Source organism: Pseudomonas cichorii, from assembly GCF_015471405.1.
GTDB lineage: Bacteria > Pseudomonadota > Gammaproteobacteria > Pseudomonadales > Pseudomonadaceae > Aquipseudomonas > Aquipseudomonas serbiensis.
This window is the reverse complement of sequence record NZ_BLVZ01000014.1, coordinates 154,169-171,051: the sequence shown is the minus strand read 5'-3', so window position 1 is coordinate 171,051 and position 16,883 is coordinate 154,169. Positions and strand designations below refer to the sequence as shown.

Below are 16,883 nucleotides of genomic sequence, written 5' to 3'. Positions count from 1 at the left end.
CGCCCGGCTTTGCCGTGGCGGTCTTTCGGCATCCGGTCTATCTGAATTCCGTTTGAAAGTAAGCCAATAAAGCGGTGGGAACACTGCGCCAACAAGAATGCTTATTCAAAAACAGGTTGCGTCGTCGGGCTGCCTCTTTGCGTGCCGCCCTGTGCAACTTCAACGTTGAGGGTAGAACATGGTTTCTCATAAAAAGAACGAGCACCGCTCCCTGAAACACGGGCTGACATCTCGTCAGGTTTCGATGATTTCCATTGCGGGCATCATTGGTGCCGGCCTGTTCATCGGCTCCTCCAAGGCCATCGCCACGGCGGGGCCAGCGATCCTGATCTCTTACGGCATTGCCGGCCTGCTGGTTTTGCTGGTCATGCGCATGCTGGGTGAAATGGCGATTGCCAACCCCGATAGCGGTTCGTTCTCCACCTATGCCGGACAAGCCATCGGGCCATGGGCCGGGTTTACCATCGGCTGGTTGTACTGGTGGTTCTGGGTCCTGATCATTCCGGTCGAAGCGATTGCCGGTGCCGATATCCTGCACGCCTGGATGCCCTCGGTGCCGTCCTGGCTGTTCGCCTTTCTGATCATGATCACGCTGTCCTGTACCAATCTTGTGAGCGTGAAGAATTTCGGTGAATTCGAGTACTGGTTCGCGCTGGTGAAGGTCATTGCGATCCTGGCGTTCATCGGCGTCTGCACCCTGGCCGTACTGGGCTTCTGGCCTCTGGCCGAAACATCCGGCGTCGCTCAGATCTGGCAGAACGGCGGTTTCATGCCCAATGGTTTTGGCGCTGTGCTGGGCGGCGTATTGATCACGATCTTTTCATTCTTCGGCGCAGAAATCGTCACCATTGCCGCCGATGAAACGGCCAACCCCAAAGAGAAGATCCGCAAGGCCACCAACCTGGTGGTGTACCGCATCGCGATTTTCTACATCTTCTCGATCTTCTTCATCGTGTCGCTGGTGGCCTGGAATGACCCGCGCCTGCTGCAAGTGGGTTCGTTCCAGCGGGCACTGGAAATCATCAATGTGCCGGGCGCCAAGATGGTGGTCGATATCGTGGTGTTCGTGGCGGTCACCAGTTGCATGAACTCCGGCCTCTACACCGCCTCGCGGATGCTGTATTCCCTGGGCGCACGGGGCGAAGCGCCTGTGCAGATCAGACGTGTTTCCGGCAGCGGTGTGCCGACTGTCGCGGTGATTCTTTCCACCCTGGCAGGCTTTGTCGGCTGCTTCGTGAACTACGCCTTTCCGGGCAAGGTGTTCGGTTTCCTGCTGTCCACCACTGGTGCCATTGCGTTGCTGGTGTACCTGGTGATTGCCGTTTCCCAGTTGCGGATGCGGACAAGGCTGGAGAAGGAAGGCCAGGAGCCGGCCTTCAAGATGTGGCTGTTCCCATGGTTGACCTGGCTGGTGATCGGGCTGATCACGCTGGTGCTGGGATACATGCTGATCACGCCCACCTACCGTTATGAAACGCTGATGACCGCGGCGGTTACCGGGACGATTCTGCTGATTGCCCTGGTGCGTCGCAAGGCGGCAGGGGGATATGTGAGTTCTGCGGCATCCAGATGAGTCAAAAGCGTCGCGGGCAAGCCCCCTCCCACAAAAGCAACGCATGAGGGGGAGTGCTTGCCCGCGACGAGGTGTTTACGAAACTGCCTGACTATTGATCCGCAATTCCGCCCGCAGCCCGCCTTGCGGTGAGTTGCCCAGATGCAGGCTGCTTTCGAGCTTGCGCACGATCATGTCGACAATTGCCAGCCCCAATCCTGCGCCATTGCTGTTGCCCTTGCTGTAGAAGCGTTCGAGCAGGCGTGCCTTGTGTTGTTCGTCGATACCGGGGCCAGCGTCTTCTACGCACAGGTGGGCGCTGCCATCGTCCTGACGTTGCAGCACAACCCGAATCTCGCTGGCAGCCGGGGCGAAGTTGAGGGCGTTGGTCAGCAGGTTCTGCAAGGCGATGGTGATGGCTCCTGGATCGCTGTGGATCACGCACACTTCATCGGCCTCCAGTACCAGCTCGACACGTTTTTCCAGCGCCAGTGGCGTGAGTTCGGCCATTTCTTCCTGGACCAGCGTATTGAGCTCAAAGGTCTTCAACTGATCCGGGCTCAGGCGCGGTTCAAGGCGGGCCATGGTCAGCAACTGGCTGGCGATGCGTGCCGCCCGGTCAACGCCATGTACCAGGAAATCCAGCGCTTCCAGGCGTTGTTCGGGAAGTTCGGCCTGACGGGCGTTCTGTGCGTGGATGCGCAGCACGGTCAAGGGCGTGCGCAGCTCATGGGCGGCATCGGCAATGAAGCGTCGTTCGCGTTCCAGCAGGTTGTCGATCTGGGTCAGCAGACGGTTGAGCGCGGTCTGCATGGGCTCCAGCTCCTTTGGCAATGGCGACAGCGCCAGAGGCTCCAGGCTCTCTGCATCGCGCTTGCGGATCACCTGAGCCATGGATTGCAGCGGGCGCAGGCCCCAGCCGATGACCAGCCAGATCGACACGATCAATAACGGAACGCCAATCACGGTCGGCCAGACGGTGTGACTCACAATGATCTGGATCAGGCCCTGACGCACATCGTCGCGCTCGCCGACCCAGATCAGGAAGCCTTGCTGTGGATCTGCCAGCAGGAAGCCACACCATTCACGGCCATTTTCCACGAGGTCGTGGGAGCCTTCCTCCTTGGGCGGTTCGCTGAGTACCGGGGCTTCGGCTGAACGGACCAGCAGTTCGCCCGAAGTGCGCCAGACCTGGAAGGTCAGCCGGGTTTCGTAAGGATGGGCCACGCCGCTGGTGCCGACCCGGCTCATGGCTTCATCGAAGGCTTCATACAGCTTGCTCAGGTCCTTTTCACCTTCCGCCCGCTGACGCAGCACGCCTTGCAGCAAACGGGCGCTTTGCGCCAACTGGGCGTCGTAGACCTCTTCGATTTCATGGTGACTGTCGCGCAGCACCAGCAGGCCGATGATCAGATCGCCCAGCAGCAACAACAGCAATACCGGGGCAAGGATTCGTGCGCGTACCGAGGTCATGCCTTGAGCTCCAGCAGGTAACCGACGCCGCGAACGGTGCGGATCAGGTCAGTGGACAGTTTCTTGCGCAGGTTGTGGATCAGCACTTCCAGCGTGTTGCTTTCGACTTTTTCCTGCCAGCCATAGAGCGTGGTAGACAGACGCTCGCGAGTGACGACCTTGCCGGGACGGATCATCAGTTGATGCAGCAACTGATACTCCATGGGCGTCATGGGGACTTCACTGCCCTGATAGCTGACCTGTTGCGACGCCGGGTCCAGGCTGATACCCGCGTGTTCCAGCAGCGGTTGTGCCCGACCCTGGCTGCGGCGCAACAGGGCGCGCACCCTGGCTTTCAGTTCGTTGACGTCGAAAGGCTTGATCAGATAATCATCCGCTCCTGCATCCAGCCCGGCGATGCGGTCTTGCGTACCGTCACGAGCGGTCAGGATCAGCACCGGCAGCGATTGCTCTTCGGCGCGCAACTGGCGCAGCAGGTCGAAGCCGTCCAGACGTGGCAAGCCGAGGTCCAGCAGCAACAGATCAAAGCGCTCGCTGCGCAGGGCATGCAGGGCGCTGAGCCCGTCCTCGATCCAGTCAAGCGTATAGCCCTCAGTGTTCAAGGCGACTTTGATGCCTTGGCCGATGGCGCGATCATCTTCCACCAGGAGCAGACGCATAAGAGGTTCCGGGCAATGGGTTGGGGGAGGGCGGGCGCCATCATGCCGTTATGGCCGAGGCTCGCGTAGAGCCATATGTCGAGAAGATGTAACGATCTGTTGCACCTTAAGCTTTTCCTAAGATTGCTTTCGCACAGTAGCGGCTCCTTAACTGCTGCGAGTATCCAACATGCGTAAAGTCCTGCTGATTTCCTTGCTGATGGCCAGCCCTCTGGCACTTGCCGGCCCGCAATGCACCACCGCCGACAAATCCCAGTGGCAGGATCAGGCCAAGTTCCAGGAGCAACTCAAGGCCCAGGGTTACCAGATCAGCAAGTTCAAGGTCACCGACGGCAACTGCTACGAGATCTACGGTTTCGACAAGGACAAGCGCAAGGTCGAAATCTACCATGACCCTGTGTCCGGCAAGGCCGTGAAGACCGAGATCAAGGGCTGATGAGCCGCGCTTCCCTGCGCCTGTGGGACCCTTTGGTCAGACTGTTTCATCTTTCTGTCGCGGGCGTCTTCATTGCCAACTACTTCCTTAACGAAGCCGGTGGCGACTGGCATGTCTGGTTGGGCTATTACGCAGTTGCCTGGCTGTGCGTGCGAGTGGTGTGGGGATTCATCGGGCCACGCAGTGCCCGCTGGAGTGACTTCTGGCCGAGCCCGAGTCGTTTGCGTGCTCATGTGCAGTCGCTGATCGACCGGCGACCTGTTCACCGGCTCGGTCATTCGCCTCTGGGGGCGCTGGTCATGGTCCTGATGATGGCGCTGATTTTCTCCATCGGGCTGACCGGCTGGATGATGGAAGAAGTGGATGCCCTGTGGGGGGCCGACTGGCCGTTGCAGATCCACGAAACCCTGGCCGACGTGCTTTGCGCGCTGGTGGTGCTGCATATGGCAGCCGCTGTATTCGAGAGTTTTCAGGTGCGTGACAACCTGCCGCTGTCGATGCTGACCGGCAAGCGGCGTTCTCTGCCTGACCAGAGCGACAACTGAAACGACCCGTAACTCCCTTCGCTAAGGTGCTGGATTTTCATGCCTGTTATTTCCCGAAACCTGGCTGCATGGAGCGCAGGCCTTGCTGTTGTCTTGATTTTTCTCAGCGCGTGGCTCAGCCATCCGCTGCACAAGCTGTCTCCTTTCGCAGTCAGCGAAACGCCGGTCAGTGTCGAGGGCGCTGTCGCCACGGCCGCGACCTACAGCTCGCGTTTCGCATCTTCCGATCTCGACGATTTCGTCCACTCATCTGCCGTTACCGCCTTGCCCGGCGGCGACCTGATGTCGGTATGGTTCGCCGGTTCCCGAGAGGGTGCGGGGGATGTGGAAATTCGTGCTTCCCGATTCGATGCCAGCGCCGGTGAGTGGGGCAATGAACAGGTGCTCGCGACCCGAGAGTCCACCCAGACCGGCACGGGCAAATACATTCGCAAGCTGGGTAATCCGGTGGTCGCACTGGCTCCGGACCAGCGTCTCTGGCTGTTCTATGTGTCGGTATCGGTCGGTGGCTGGGCAGGCAGTTCGGTGAATGCCATGGTGTCTCAGGACATGGGCGTCACCTGGTCGACGCCGCGCCAGTTGATTACCTCGCCTTTCCTGAACATCAGCACCCTGGTTCGTGCAGCGCCGGTGTTTCATGCCGACGGCTCGATTGGCCTGCCGGTCTATCACGAGTTTCTGGGCAAGTTTGCCGAGTACCTTTACCTGAGCCCCAATGGTGATGTGATCGACAAGTTCCGCATCAGTCGCGGCACCAACTCCCTGCAACCCACGGTCGTACCGCTGGACGGGCAGCGGGCCGTGGCCTTGTTGCGTTATGCAGGAAATACCTATCACCGCGTACTGGCCAGCCGCACTGAAGATGGCGGCCAGACCTGGAGCGAACCGCACCCGCTGGAGCCGAGCAACCCCAACTCGTCGCTGGCGGCGGTCGGTGTGCCGGGGCGTGGTTTGCTGGTGGCCTTGAACGACCTGCGTGACGGTCGTTTCAAACTGAGCCTGTATGGCACCGACGAGCAGATGAACCAGTGGCGGCCGGTGATCGATCTGGATAAGTCTCCCGATCCGCTGGGTAATCCGTTCTCGCTGGAAGCCTATCGGGAAATCCTCGGTGAAGGTTTCCGGGCCTCCAGTGGTGCGCGGCGTCAGCCTCTGGAAGCGGAGTTCCTGAGCAACCTGGACCAGCGAGTCTGCTCGCCGCAAGGGTGCGATTTTGAATATGAATACCCGTATTTCATCCGCAGCCCGGACGGCATGTACCACCTGGTCTACTCCTGGAATAACACCTTCATCAAACATGTCAGCTTCAACGAGGCCTGGCTGGCGGAGCACTTGTTATGATCGCGCAATGGCTGACTCATCTGGCGTTTGCGCTGGTACTGTTTCTGATCCTGTCTTCCTGGACATCCTCGCCGCGCTGGCGGCTGGCGATACTGGCCGGTGCCTCGTTGGCGAGTGTGGTTTCCATCGACGGCCTGTCCCTGGCGTCCTACGTGCGCAGCCTGAGCGATGATCTGGCTATCACAACTCTGATAGGCCTGGTCTGGCTGACCGCCCAGCGCCTGGGGCTCATCCAGCCACTGGAGAGTCGCCAGCGTTTGCTGGTGTTGTCGGTGCTCGCGGCGCTGGCACTGGTTCTCTACCCGGCCACGCTGGGCATTACGTATTTCGACCCTTACCGCTGGGGCTTCAACCCACGGCCAATGATCATCGCCATTGCGGCTCTCACCCTTGGGCTGGTTTACCTGCGCAGCCATCTGGGTGCCTTGATGCTGGCGCTGGCCACGCTGGCCTTCACCTTCCGGATCAAACCTTCGGAAAACTACTGGGATTACCTGATCGATCCGTTCCTGGCGTTGTACGGCTGCATTGCGTTGTTGATGTTCGTGGCACGGCAGTTTTATCGCGGCCGTTCACAGAGCCTGTAGGTGCGGTGTTTCAAACGATACATCTCTGTCGGATGTACCTGCTCTTCGCGGATGAATCCGCTCCTACAGGCCTATCACCCGTAGGAGCGAATTCATTCGCGAATGGGGCATTAGTCGAGGAACGAAAATGAGTTGGCTGCAATCACGACGCCTGCAGTATTGGGCAGGCACAATCGTGCTGTTTTTCCTGTTGTCGGCACTGTTGAGGGGCGTGTTCTTCTGGAGCTTTTCCGGGGTCGAGCACGAGAAGCTGTTCAGCGACCCGACCGTGCTGCAAACCCTGGGCATCGGTTTTCGCTTCGACCTGCGTCTGGCGTTGCTGGTGTCCCTGCCAGTGGCGTTCCTGCTATGGCTGCCTCGCTGGAACATGCTCGGCGTTCGAGCCCTGCGCTGGATAGCCCGTTCATATCTGCTGCTGGCATTGGTGGCACTGACGATGATTCATGTCATCGACTTCGGCCATTACGCCTACCTCGGAGTGAGGCTCAACGCCAGCGTCCTGCGCTATCTGGACGATGCCCAGATATCTCGCGACATGCTGTGGCAAACCTATCCGGTGGTGTGGATCAGTCTCGGCTGGTTGCTGAGCTTGCTGGTGCTGGGCCGCGTCCTGATCTGGCTGGAACGCATTACGCTTGAGCGAGCGCCGCGCCCGGTCAAACGCTGGTCGGCGGCCTGGGGCACGGCAGTTATTGTCTGCGCGACTTTCCTTGGGCTGCTGGGCCGTGTGGACAACCTCAACCTGGAAAACCCGGTGCCGTTGCGCTGGAGCGATGCGTTTTTCTCCGGCAATAACCAGGTGGCGGCATTGGGGCTCAACCCTGCGCTGTTTCTGTATGACACCCTCAAGGTTTCCCAGTCGCGCTATGACGAAGATCAGGTACGTCAGCACTATGACGTGGTCGCCAATTACCTGAGTGTCCAGCAGCCCGATGCCCAGGCCCTGAACTTCAAGCGTCAGCAGCCCGTGCAGCCTTACCGGATCGACGGCGAGCGTGCGCCGAACGTGATTTTCGTAATGCTCGAATCCCTGGGCACCAGCGCCGTAGGGGCTTATGGCAACCCGCTCAATCCCACGCCGAACCTGGATCGTCTGGCGACTGAAAGCTGGTTCTTCAGGCATTTCTATGTTCCGGTGACTGGCACGGCCAAAACGGTCTGGGCCAGCATCACTGGCGTACCGGACGTCACCCGTCAGGAAACCGCCACACGCCATCCGCTGATTACCCGCCAGAACACGATCATCAATGACTTCAAGGATTACCAGAAGCTCTACATGATTGGCGGCAACTCGGGCTGGGCCAACATGAACGCGCTGATTCGGCGCAGCATCGATGACGTGCGTCTTTATGACGAGCGCGACTGGAAGTCGCCTCAGGTGGACGTGTGGGGCATTTCCGATCTGGACCTGTTCAAGGAAAGCGACAGGATCCTGCGCGAGTTGCCCAAGGACCGGCCGTTCTTTGCGTATGTGCAGACCGCAGGCAATCACCGGCCTTTTACCATTCCCAAGGAAAACGATGGCTTCGAGGTCAGCAACCTGACGCTGGAACAGGTGCAGGCGGCGGGTTCGCGCAGTGTCGAGCAGTACAACGCGGTGCGGTTGCTGGACTTCAATATCGGTCGCCTGATGGAGCTGGCCAAGGCGGGCGGCTACTACGAGAACACCATCTTCGTGATGTTTGGCGACCACAACACCCGCATCAGCCAGATTCCTCATATGGCGCCGGCCTTCGAGCAACTGGGGCTGGAGAGCAACAACGTTCCGCTGCTGATTCACGCGCCGGCACTGCTGGGCTCGCGGGTCATCGAAGAAGCGGTCGGGCTGGCGGACCTGCTGCCCACGGTCGCCGGCATGGCGGGCGTCGAATTCAGCAATGGCGCCATGGGGCGCGATATCCAGCAACCGGCACCGGAAGGCGAGCGAGTGGTGCCGCTGGTCTTGCGTGAAGGCACCTTCCCGCTGATCGGTGCTGTCACCCGGCATTACCTGCTGCAAATGGAACACGACGGTAGTTCACCCACGCTGCATGACCTGGCCTCGCGCACCCCGCTGGACAACGTTGCCGAGCAGAACCCTGAGGAGTTTGAGCGGCTACGCGACCTGACGCGCGGTCTGCATGAGAGTTCGCGCTTGATGCTGTATCGCAACGTACGCTGATCAGCGCCTTTCACACGCCCCTTCATTCACGACATTCAGTCGCAATGAAGGGGCATGCTTTACCCGCAATCCCTCATCATCCAGGCCCGTCGCGGCCTGTCTGAAATAAATGTTTCCGCCTCTGTGATCCAGAAGCGCTTGCGCGACGTAAATGAGTTTTCGCACCTGGCAATGGAATAGCAGACAGTGCGGAGTGCTCTGCTACGCTGAAAACTGTCCAACAGGTGAAATTTCGCAGGTCAACAACAGACTTTTCCGATGCTTAACCTTCTGTAATTCATCGGTAATTCTTGTAAAGCTCTGTCGGATATCGTCGGCAGTCTGTATGTTGGGGGCTCTATTTCGCCTGGATGCGGTTTTTTGTCGTTCCCACCTTTGAGAGCATTGTGGATGTTGGCAACGTGTACCCAGGCTTCCCCGGCCAGACTGCTTGATGCTCTGCGTGCTGAAACGAATCAACTGCATGTCGGTCTGGAAAAGCGCCTGCCGTTTTTCTCTTCTGTTTTAAACAGCGCTTACTACCTTCGTCTGCTCCAGGCTTACTACGGTTTCTACCGCCCGCTGGAGGCTGCCTTGCAGGCCAGTGGCTTGATACCGGCAGAACTGACGCCAGCCGAGCGAGTCAAAACCCCTGTGCTATTTCAGGATCTGCATACCCTGGGCATGACAGAACAGGCCATAAACTCACTTGCCCAGTGCAGGCAACTGCCGGTGATCGATTCGCCCGGAGCCTGCCTTGGAGTGTTGTATGTTCTGGAGGGGGCCACTCTCGGCGGGCAGATCCTGCGCCGTGAAATCCACAAGCGACTAGGGCTGGACGAGCACAGTGGCTCGGCCTTTCTGAATGTTTATGGCACTGCCACCGGCATGCGCTGGAAAGCGTTTCTGGCCTATATGGACAGTGTGCATGCCGACGCTGCAACCACAGAGGCTACCGTGCTGGCGGCTCAATCCACATTTGCATGTTTCGAGCACTGGCTCGATGGTCAAGAGGTACTGTTATGAGCCAACTCGATAAAGATACTTTTGAAGCCCTGTTGGCCAATTGTGCAAACGAGCCTATCCAGTATCCGGGTGCCATTCAGCCTCACGGAGTGTTGTTTACCGTCACCGAGCCGGACTTTGTCATATTGCAGGTCAGTGCCAATGTGCAGGAACTGCTCGACAAGAACCCCGATCACATCCTTGGGCAGCCGCTTGAGTCGGTTGTGGGGGAGGGGTGGGCTGCCGTGCTCAAGAGCGCCAGCCTTCAGGAGTCATTCAACGACATTCCGCAACTTCTGATTACTCTCAATGGCCGTGAGTTTGAGGCGATGTTGCATCGGCACCAAGGCGTACTGGTGCTGGAGCTTGAAGTTCAGGACAAGGATTCGCAGGTCGCCAACAGTGAGCGGATCTCCAATCTGGGGCGCATGCTGCGCCAATTGCAGGCCGCCAAGACACTGCAGGCGTTGTATGAAATCAGTGTTCGCGAAATCCAGAAACTGACCGGCTATGACCGTGTGTTGATATACCGTTTCGAGGAGGAAGGCCACGGTCAGGTCATCGCCGAAGCCTCTTCGCCGGACATGGAACTGTTCAACGGCTTGTTCTTCCCGGCCTCGGACATTCCAGATCAGGCTCGCGAACTCTATCGTCGCAACTGGTTGCGCATCATTCCCGATGCCGATTACACGCCGGTTCCGCTGATTCCACAGTTACGCCCCGATACCCAGCAGCCGCTGGACCTGAGCTTCTCGACGCTGCGCAGCGTTTCTCCGATCCACTGCGAATACATGAAGAACATGGGCGTGCTGTCTTCCATGAGCGTTTCCCTGCTCAAGGACGACAAACTCTGGGGCCTGATCAGTTGCGGGCACCGCACGCCACTGTACGTGTCTCACGAACTGCGCGGCGCCTGCCAGGCCATCGGTCAGGTCCTGTCGTTGCAGATCCGCGCAATGGAGGCTCTGGAAGTCAGCCGTCAGCGCGAGGCCAAGCTGCAAATGCTCAAGAGCCTGAACGACTCCATGGTCGCGGCGTCGGAAAACGTCTTTGACGGCCTTGGGCAACAACCGCAAGTATTGATGGACCTGGTGGGCGCTTCGGGTGTGGCGATCATTGAAGACAAGCAATTGCATGTCTTTGGTATCTGTCCTGAGCCTGCTGAAATCAAGGCGCTGCATAAATGGCTGATGGCAAGAGGGCAACAGGTCTTTTCCAGCCATCATCTGTCGAGCGTCTATCCTGCGGCCGAGGCTTATCAGCAGCATGCCAGTGGTGTTCTGGCCATGAGCCTGCCCAAACCGGTCGACAACGGCGTGTTGTGGTTTCGTCCCGAGGTCAAGGAAAGCATTCAGTGGAGCGGCAACCCGAACAAGCCGCTGGATATGGAAGGCTCCGGCGCGGGCCTGCGCCTGAGGCCGCGCACGTCGTTCGAGATCTGGAAAGTCGAGATGGCGGGCATTTCCACCAAATGGACCCACGGCGATGTCTTCGCCGCCAACGACCTGCGCCGCTCGGCGCTGGAAGACGACCTGGCTCGTCAGGTACGCCGTGAGCAGTTGGCAGTGCGTGCCAGGGATGAACTGGTCGCGGTTGTGTCCCATGACCTGCGTAACCCCATGACCGTCATCTCCATGCTCTGCGGCATGATGCAAAAAGCCTTCAGCTCCGATGGTCCGCACACCTCGCGTCGCATTTCTTCCGCAATCGACACCATGCAACAGGCTGCCAGCCGCATGAACGTCCTGCTGGAAGACTTGCTGGACACCTCGAAAATCGAAGCAGGCCGCTACATCATTTCGCCTCAGCCGCTGGAAGTGAGTCATATTTTCGAGGAAGCCTATTCATTGCTGGCGCCGCTGGCCATGGATAAATCCATCGATATCTCCTTCCATAGCGAACCGGACCTGAGAGTCAGCGCCGACCCGGAGCGCCTGTTCCAAGTGCTGTCGAACCTGATCGGCAACGCCATCAAGTTCACGCCCAAGCAAGGCCGGATCGACGTGGCCGCAGTGCCGGACGGCAACGAGATCGTCTTCACCGTGCGCGACTCCGGCGAAGGCATCCAGCCCGAACAACTGCCGCACATCTTCGAGCGCTACTGGACCATCAAGGAAGGCAACCCGACCGGCACCGGCCTTGGGCTCTACATCTCCCAAGGCATCATCAAGGCCCACGGCGGTGTGCTGACTGCAGACAGCACGGTGGGGCAGGGCAGCGAGTTCAGGTTTACGGTGCCGGTTGCCGGCTGATTGAGGTCCTGTGCCGACTACTGCGTAGGAGCGAATTCATTCGCGAGACGTCATTTCAAACGATATATCTCTGTCGGATGGACCGGACCTTCGCGAATGAATTCGCTCCTACGCGCTTGATGTGAATTCGTTACTTCATCTAACGAAAATCCCACCCGCGCAGGACAATTCCTGCAGGCTTTGCCCTTTCTTCTGTGCGAACTTTCCTAGAAAATCTCAAGCCCTTGCGCCTGTGAAATCCCGATACCAGGCTGCGTCGGTCGCTGAAAATCAGCGATCGGGTTTAGCAGCCTGAATCAGTTTTTTCCGACGCAAGTTCCGCTATGGCGGCTTTGCGTGGGGCACTTTCGAGTGCGCCGGAATTGGGAAAACTGCCGGTCTGCTAACCCGCGTCAAAGCTGCCACCCTTGTTCGTTTAGCAGCAAACATCCGGTGGCTCTATCGGAGTTTTCCCAATGATCGATTCAACATCGTCACCACCCTTCCCATCACTGGAAGAGTCCCTGCTGCATGTCAGTGACCTGCTACATTGCGCCGCTGCAACAGCCTATGAAACCGGCGATACCCTCAATGGCCCCAAACGTGATCTGGCCTTTTCGGTCGTGCACTTGATAGGCATGGCCAAGGCCGAGCTGGATCGTTCGCTGGCGCGTGTCGAGGTGCGAGCCTGATCGTAGGAGCGAATTCATTCGCGAAGGGCATGGAACAAAGAGCATAGACCTATGCCCTGAGTACTGGTTGATACATCACCGAAACCATTATCATCAGCCCGCTATTCGGCAGTCACAAGCAACAGAATCACGGAGAGATGGATGTACCTCAATCAAAAATCCAGCCGCTGTATCTTGCTGGCCGGCGTGTTGGTAATCAACGGTTGCACTTCGTTTTTACAGGGTAAGCAGTATGTCGTTCCTAGCCCCGATGAACCCTCTGCAACCATTCGCCTCAAGGCTGGAAGTGGGGCGAGACTGGATGCCATGACGTTCAGCGACAATGGATGCTATGCGGGTTACACCGTCCTGCCCTCTAACGGTGACTACATCGAATCTCGGGTCGCCGTGAATAAGGAACTGATCCTGACCTATTGGCAGACCGCAGGAAGCAGCGTTTGCCAGATACCGTTCTCCTTCACGCCACAGAGCGGCGCCACCTATACCTTAATCCAGGGTTCCTGGAGTGAGCCCAAGGCAGGCATTCTTCCGATCTTCAACCGCGAGGAACATTTCTGCGGCGTAGGCGCCATCAAGAAAGTCGGCGATCAGGAGAGCATCGAACCCATTCAACAGTTGAAAATCAAGACTGGGTTCGCATGCCTGAGGTTTGTTAAATAGAGGCATTGCACGGTATTCGTTGCGAGTTGGTTGAATCATATCGGTGGGATAGCGCCTTTCTCAGGCAACGATACCAATGACCGAGCACTGTGCTGAAGGGGCGCTTTCTCTGACCCAACAGACGGTATTCGGAGAAATCCGACTTTATCAACAGAATCGACTTAAAGCAGACGGTCATACCGCTAGTCAAGGGAGGCGAGGTACGAGATTATCGCGATTTACTTCTGCAAGAGATGCCAACGGAATGCTCCACTCCTTTTGTCAGGGAAAAAGTCACTTCTATAGACGCTACCTCGGACATCGCGATGTAGGTGAAAAACGAGTATGCGAGGAGGATGAGATAACCTCTTTAATCATGGGGCCATTGGACTATCTTCCCCCTGAAGCCAGTGGCTCATTTTGGAGAGCGCTAATCAAGCGCGACGTAAGAGAGGAGCTAGCCTTTCCGTCGGGCACCGTCAGCCGCGTTCAGATGGATTTCTGGCCACGCCGAACTATTGAGCCAGATCTCCTCGTCGAGTTGCAGTGGCCAACAGGAGAGCGCCGCATAGTGTTGGTAGAATTCAAATGGAATGCCCCGCTAAGCGGCAATGATCAGTTGCACCGACAATGGCGCGAGTATCTGACTGACGCCGAGCGCGAAGTTGCACACCACCTTTTCATCGCGCCTGAGATCAGTGCTGGCTTGAACGCTATTGGGCAAGACAACATCTGGAATGGTCGCCTGATCCTGCGGTCATGGATCAGTATTCTCGACTTATTGAAACATATGGATTGCTCAGCCGATGCCGGACTGAAGAAGTGGAGCTCTCAGGTGGCAACCCTACTGGAGCGCTTGCATATTAAGCGTTTCCAAGGTTTCAGATATCTCACGATCCCTTCCACGCTCCCAAAATCTCCGTTGTTCTGGAGCCCAATTAATGGCTTCAAACAGCTTGCTCCCCCTTTCGTCCCTATGCTTAAGACCTCATTTCCATCCTTCATTTGGAGTTCAGAACGGTGACGGCCCCGAACGACATTGGTAAGTCGATTACAGAAGCTATTCGATTCGTTTCACGACTTGGTGCTGAATGCGAACGTCTGACTGATCTGATCAGAGAAGAATTGAGTCGTGCGTTGCTTACCACGGAGGTCGCCAAGCATTACAAAGCAGGGGGTAAATGGATCGACAGCTGTACGACTGATGAACACGAGTGGGTATACACCGAACTAGGTATTTCTCTACCCATCATTTCCAAACCGAAACGATCGACGAGCAGTTATCTTGTGGTCCAGATTAGCCTTACAGGTGAGGGCGTTAATGCGGAGGACAACCACCAACCACTGCTGCACATAGGCAAATGGGGCAACCCCATTGACTTTGAAGAAATACAGATGGGTTTTCCCCTTGATCTCACCAATGGTTACGATCTGGTTCTTGAAGAGGAACGCCTTTTTCGCTGGGCGCATACGCAGTACGAAAGCGAATGGTGCTATAGCCTACGTCTAACCGATATCAACAGCCCAAAGGACGTTCAGAATCACATCATAAATCCCATAAAAGCTTTGCTGTTAAAACACGATGCAGCTCAAGCGCTCGCCACCACAGCAGCGGTGAGGTATGCACGAGTGGAAGACAAAGCCGGGCAATACCGGATTTTGCCTAGTTGATCGGGTTCTTTTTAGCCCTTCCGAAGGGGCGGAAGCGAGCTATTCATGGCCTGACGTGACCGGAAGAAATCGACCGATTCTGTTGAAAAAGTCGGCTTCGGTTTCCACGGCAGAAAAGTTCGCGCCCGAGATTGAAATCTGTGTTTTGGGCAGAAGGTTCACGACTCGGGTTTTATGTAGCAGCACGCAAAATAGGTGTTTTTACCTAGCAGCATCCAAACGTTTTGGACAAACCGACTGTTTTCAACAGAATAGGCCAATAGCTGCCATTCGCGACCGTCGAAAAGCTGCCAAAGCGGAGGTTCGCCAGGCTCTGCTCTGGTATCTGCCTAAAACGGAAATTCATAAGGAACTGCTTCCATTCCATAAAGTCGATCAGGGCGTCTACGATACTAGGGGCGATTGATAGTATTGCTCGGCACTGCGTGCTATTAATGGAAAACTTTCAAGTGAGGAATGGAGAAGATATGAAGAATGTATTTGCCAGTTACTTCGCCGCAGATGAAGGCCGACGAGATAGGCTGTGGCAAGATTGCTTCTTCGTTTTTGACACTAACGTCTTAACATCCGTATATAAACGATCGGACGACGCACGCGACGCACTGTACAAGATTATAGAGTCTTTAGGAGAGCGTCTTTGGATTCCGTATCAGGTTGCATTTGAATTATTAGAAAACAGAGCGAGCATAGCTCATACCCAATCCGGGTTTTATGCTGATGCTATAGAGAATTTAAAATCAGTTTTGGATGGTTTTGATAGTGCTAATCGCCATCCTTTTTTGCCTGGTGAATTGCACAAAGAGTTTGTTTCTGTTTCTGAAAGAGTTATTTATGAACTTGAGGTAAAAAGAGATTTTCATGATTCGCGCTTAACAAATGACGATGTCAAGTCCGCTTTTGCTGATATGTTAAATAATAAGGTTGGAGCGCGGTACTCTGAAGAGCAACTTAAGGCTATAGTGAAGGAGGGCGAGATAAGATATGCCAACAAAATTCCTCCTGGATTTGAAGATGTCAATAAGCACAAGGGGTCTCAAGTTTTTGGTGATATTTGCAAACGATATGGTGATTTGATAATTTGGAAGCAAGTTATCGAAAAAGCTAAAGTTCTAAATAAGCCGGTTATCATGGTGACCGGCGAACAAAAAGATGACTGGTGGGATCGGCACGGAGGGAAAACGATTGGCCCCTTACCTAAGTTGATCGAAGAGTTTGTGGAAGAAGTCGGTCAGGATTTCTACCTATACAGCCATCACCAATTTCTTGACTTGGCAAACAAGCACCTAAAGCAGAATACTTCTTCTGAGGTTATTGAGGAAGTTCGAGAGGCCGCGATTACCGATGCGCTGTCCTTAGAGAGTCAAGACTCATACGCTGACGGGCATGACAACTCTCTGGTGTTACCTTTCAATGAAATTGACCTTCCTTGGAATGATAAATCACTTCCGGATAATCTTTTGCTAACGCAGCAAATGGGTGAGCTAAAGCTAGCTCTTAAAGGTGCTATTACTGATAGGTCGCTTGCTAAGTTGCGTAGAATAGGTCTTGGGAAGCAGGTTTCTGTGGAGTCTAAAGCGAAGGCTGCCATATATCATGGTCGGGAACGCTCTGCAGAGGCTCGCATGAAGGAACTAACTCGAAAAATAAGAGAGTTAGAGTTGCTTATGTCCTCAACAAAATAATAAATTTCCCTAGTCTTGGCCGACAGTAAATTGGAACTCTATCGGTCGAGCGAGAGACTGCAGGTCGTCAACACCATCTTCGCGAATAAATTCGCTCCTACGCGGCTGATGTGCATTCGTTACTTCCCCTAACGAAAACTCCACCCGCGCAGGCCATTTCCTGCAGGCTTTGCCCTTTCTTCTGTGCGAACTGTCCTGGAAAATCCCAAGCCCTTGCGCCTGTGAAATCC

Annotated in this window: 15 protein-coding genes; 13 read left to right on the top strand and 2 right to left on the bottom strand. The window is 56.2% G+C overall.

What is annotated here, in order from left to right; all coding sequences use genetic code 11:
* Nucleotides 1-178: 178 nt before the first annotated feature.
* A complete protein-coding gene (locus JL015_RS21560) occupies nucleotides 179-1,573 on the top strand; it encodes an amino acid permease (RefSeq protein ID WP_201019871.1) in 1,395 nt (464 codons plus the stop codon).
* Between the two features lie 75 nt (nucleotides 1,574-1,648).
* Here JL015_RS21560 and JL015_RS21555 read toward each other — a convergent pair whose 3' ends face one another.
* Nucleotides 1,649-3,025 carry an ATP-binding protein gene (locus JL015_RS21555; RefSeq protein WP_201019870.1) on the bottom strand — a complete coding sequence of 459 codons (1,377 nt, stop codon included), beginning with the start codon at nucleotides 3,023-3,025 and terminating at the stop codon, nucleotides 1,649-1,651.
* Complete coding sequence (locus JL015_RS21550) at nucleotides 3,022-3,684, bottom strand: response regulator (RefSeq protein ID WP_201019869.1); 663 nt, start codon at nucleotides 3,682-3,684, stop codon at nucleotides 3,022-3,024. The genes JL015_RS21555 and JL015_RS21550 overlap by 4 nt, the downstream gene beginning before the upstream one ends.
* Before the next feature lie 169 nt (nucleotides 3,685-3,853).
* Here JL015_RS21550 and JL015_RS21545 point away from each other — a divergent pair, with 169 nt between their 5' ends.
* From JL015_RS21545 to JL015_RS21490, 12 genes are all read left to right on the top strand, one after another.
* Nucleotides 3,854-4,120, top strand: a complete 267-nt coding sequence (locus tag JL015_RS21545; RefSeq protein WP_025259114.1) for a PepSY domain-containing protein — start codon at nucleotides 3,854-3,856, stop codon at nucleotides 4,118-4,120.
* Nucleotides 4,120-4,665 (top strand): cytochrome b/b6 domain-containing protein, encoded by a 546-nt coding sequence (locus JL015_RS21540; RefSeq protein ID WP_201019868.1) that lies wholly within the window; start codon nucleotides 4,120-4,122, stop codon nucleotides 4,663-4,665. Before JL015_RS21545 ends, JL015_RS21540 begins: the two co-directional genes overlap by 1 nt.
* Nucleotides 4,666-4,704: 39 nt before the next feature.
* Nucleotides 4,705-6,006, top strand: coding sequence for a sialidase family protein (locus tag JL015_RS21535; RefSeq protein ID WP_201019867.1), 1,302 nt, complete (start codon nucleotides 4,705-4,707; stop codon nucleotides 6,004-6,006).
* Complete coding sequence (locus JL015_RS21530) at nucleotides 6,003-6,593, top strand: hypothetical protein (protein WP_201019866.1); 591 nt, start codon at nucleotides 6,003-6,005, stop codon at nucleotides 6,591-6,593. The genes JL015_RS21535 and JL015_RS21530 overlap by 4 nt, the downstream gene beginning before the upstream one ends.
* A 127-nt stretch (nucleotides 6,594-6,720) precedes the next feature.
* Nucleotides 6,721-8,754 (top strand): LTA synthase family protein, encoded by a 2,034-nt coding sequence (locus tag JL015_RS21525; RefSeq protein ID WP_201019865.1) that lies wholly within the window; start codon nucleotides 6,721-6,723, stop codon nucleotides 8,752-8,754.
* A 390-nt stretch (nucleotides 8,755-9,144) separates the two neighbouring features.
* On the top strand, nucleotides 9,145-9,759 hold the full coding sequence (locus tag JL015_RS21520) for a biliverdin-producing heme oxygenase (protein WP_200994267.1): 615 nt from the start codon (nucleotides 9,145-9,147) through the stop codon (nucleotides 9,757-9,759).
* The gene (locus tag JL015_RS21515; RefSeq protein WP_201019864.1) at nucleotides 9,756-11,990 is read left to right on the top strand and encodes an ATP-binding protein; all 2,235 of its coding nucleotides are present in this window, start codon (nucleotides 9,756-9,758) and stop codon (nucleotides 11,988-11,990) included. Before JL015_RS21520 ends, JL015_RS21515 begins: the two co-directional genes overlap by 4 nt.
* A 455-nt stretch (nucleotides 11,991-12,445) precedes the next feature.
* Nucleotides 12,446-12,661 carry a DUF6124 family protein gene (locus JL015_RS21510; RefSeq protein ID WP_201019863.1) on the top strand — a complete coding sequence of 72 codons (216 nt, stop codon included), beginning with the start codon at nucleotides 12,446-12,448 and terminating at the stop codon, nucleotides 12,659-12,661.
* Between the two features lie 141 nt (nucleotides 12,662-12,802).
* Nucleotides 12,803-13,321 (top strand): hypothetical protein, encoded by a 519-nt coding sequence (locus JL015_RS21505; RefSeq protein WP_201019862.1) that lies wholly within the window; start codon nucleotides 12,803-12,805, stop codon nucleotides 13,319-13,321.
* Between the two features lie 76 nt (nucleotides 13,322-13,397).
* Nucleotides 13,398-14,324, top strand: a complete 927-nt coding sequence (locus JL015_RS21500; protein WP_201019861.1) for a hypothetical protein — start codon at nucleotides 13,398-13,400, stop codon at nucleotides 14,322-14,324.
* Complete coding sequence (locus JL015_RS21495) at nucleotides 14,321-14,971, top strand: hypothetical protein (protein ID WP_201019860.1); 651 nt, start codon at nucleotides 14,321-14,323, stop codon at nucleotides 14,969-14,971. The genes JL015_RS21500 and JL015_RS21495 overlap by 4 nt, the downstream gene beginning before the upstream one ends.
* A gap of 467 nt (nucleotides 14,972-15,438) precedes the next feature.
* Nucleotides 15,439-16,653 (top strand): PIN-like domain-containing protein, encoded by a 1,215-nt coding sequence (locus JL015_RS21490; RefSeq protein WP_201019859.1) that lies wholly within the window; start codon nucleotides 15,439-15,441, stop codon nucleotides 16,651-16,653.
* The last annotated feature ends 230 nt before the right edge of the window (nucleotides 16,654-16,883 follow it).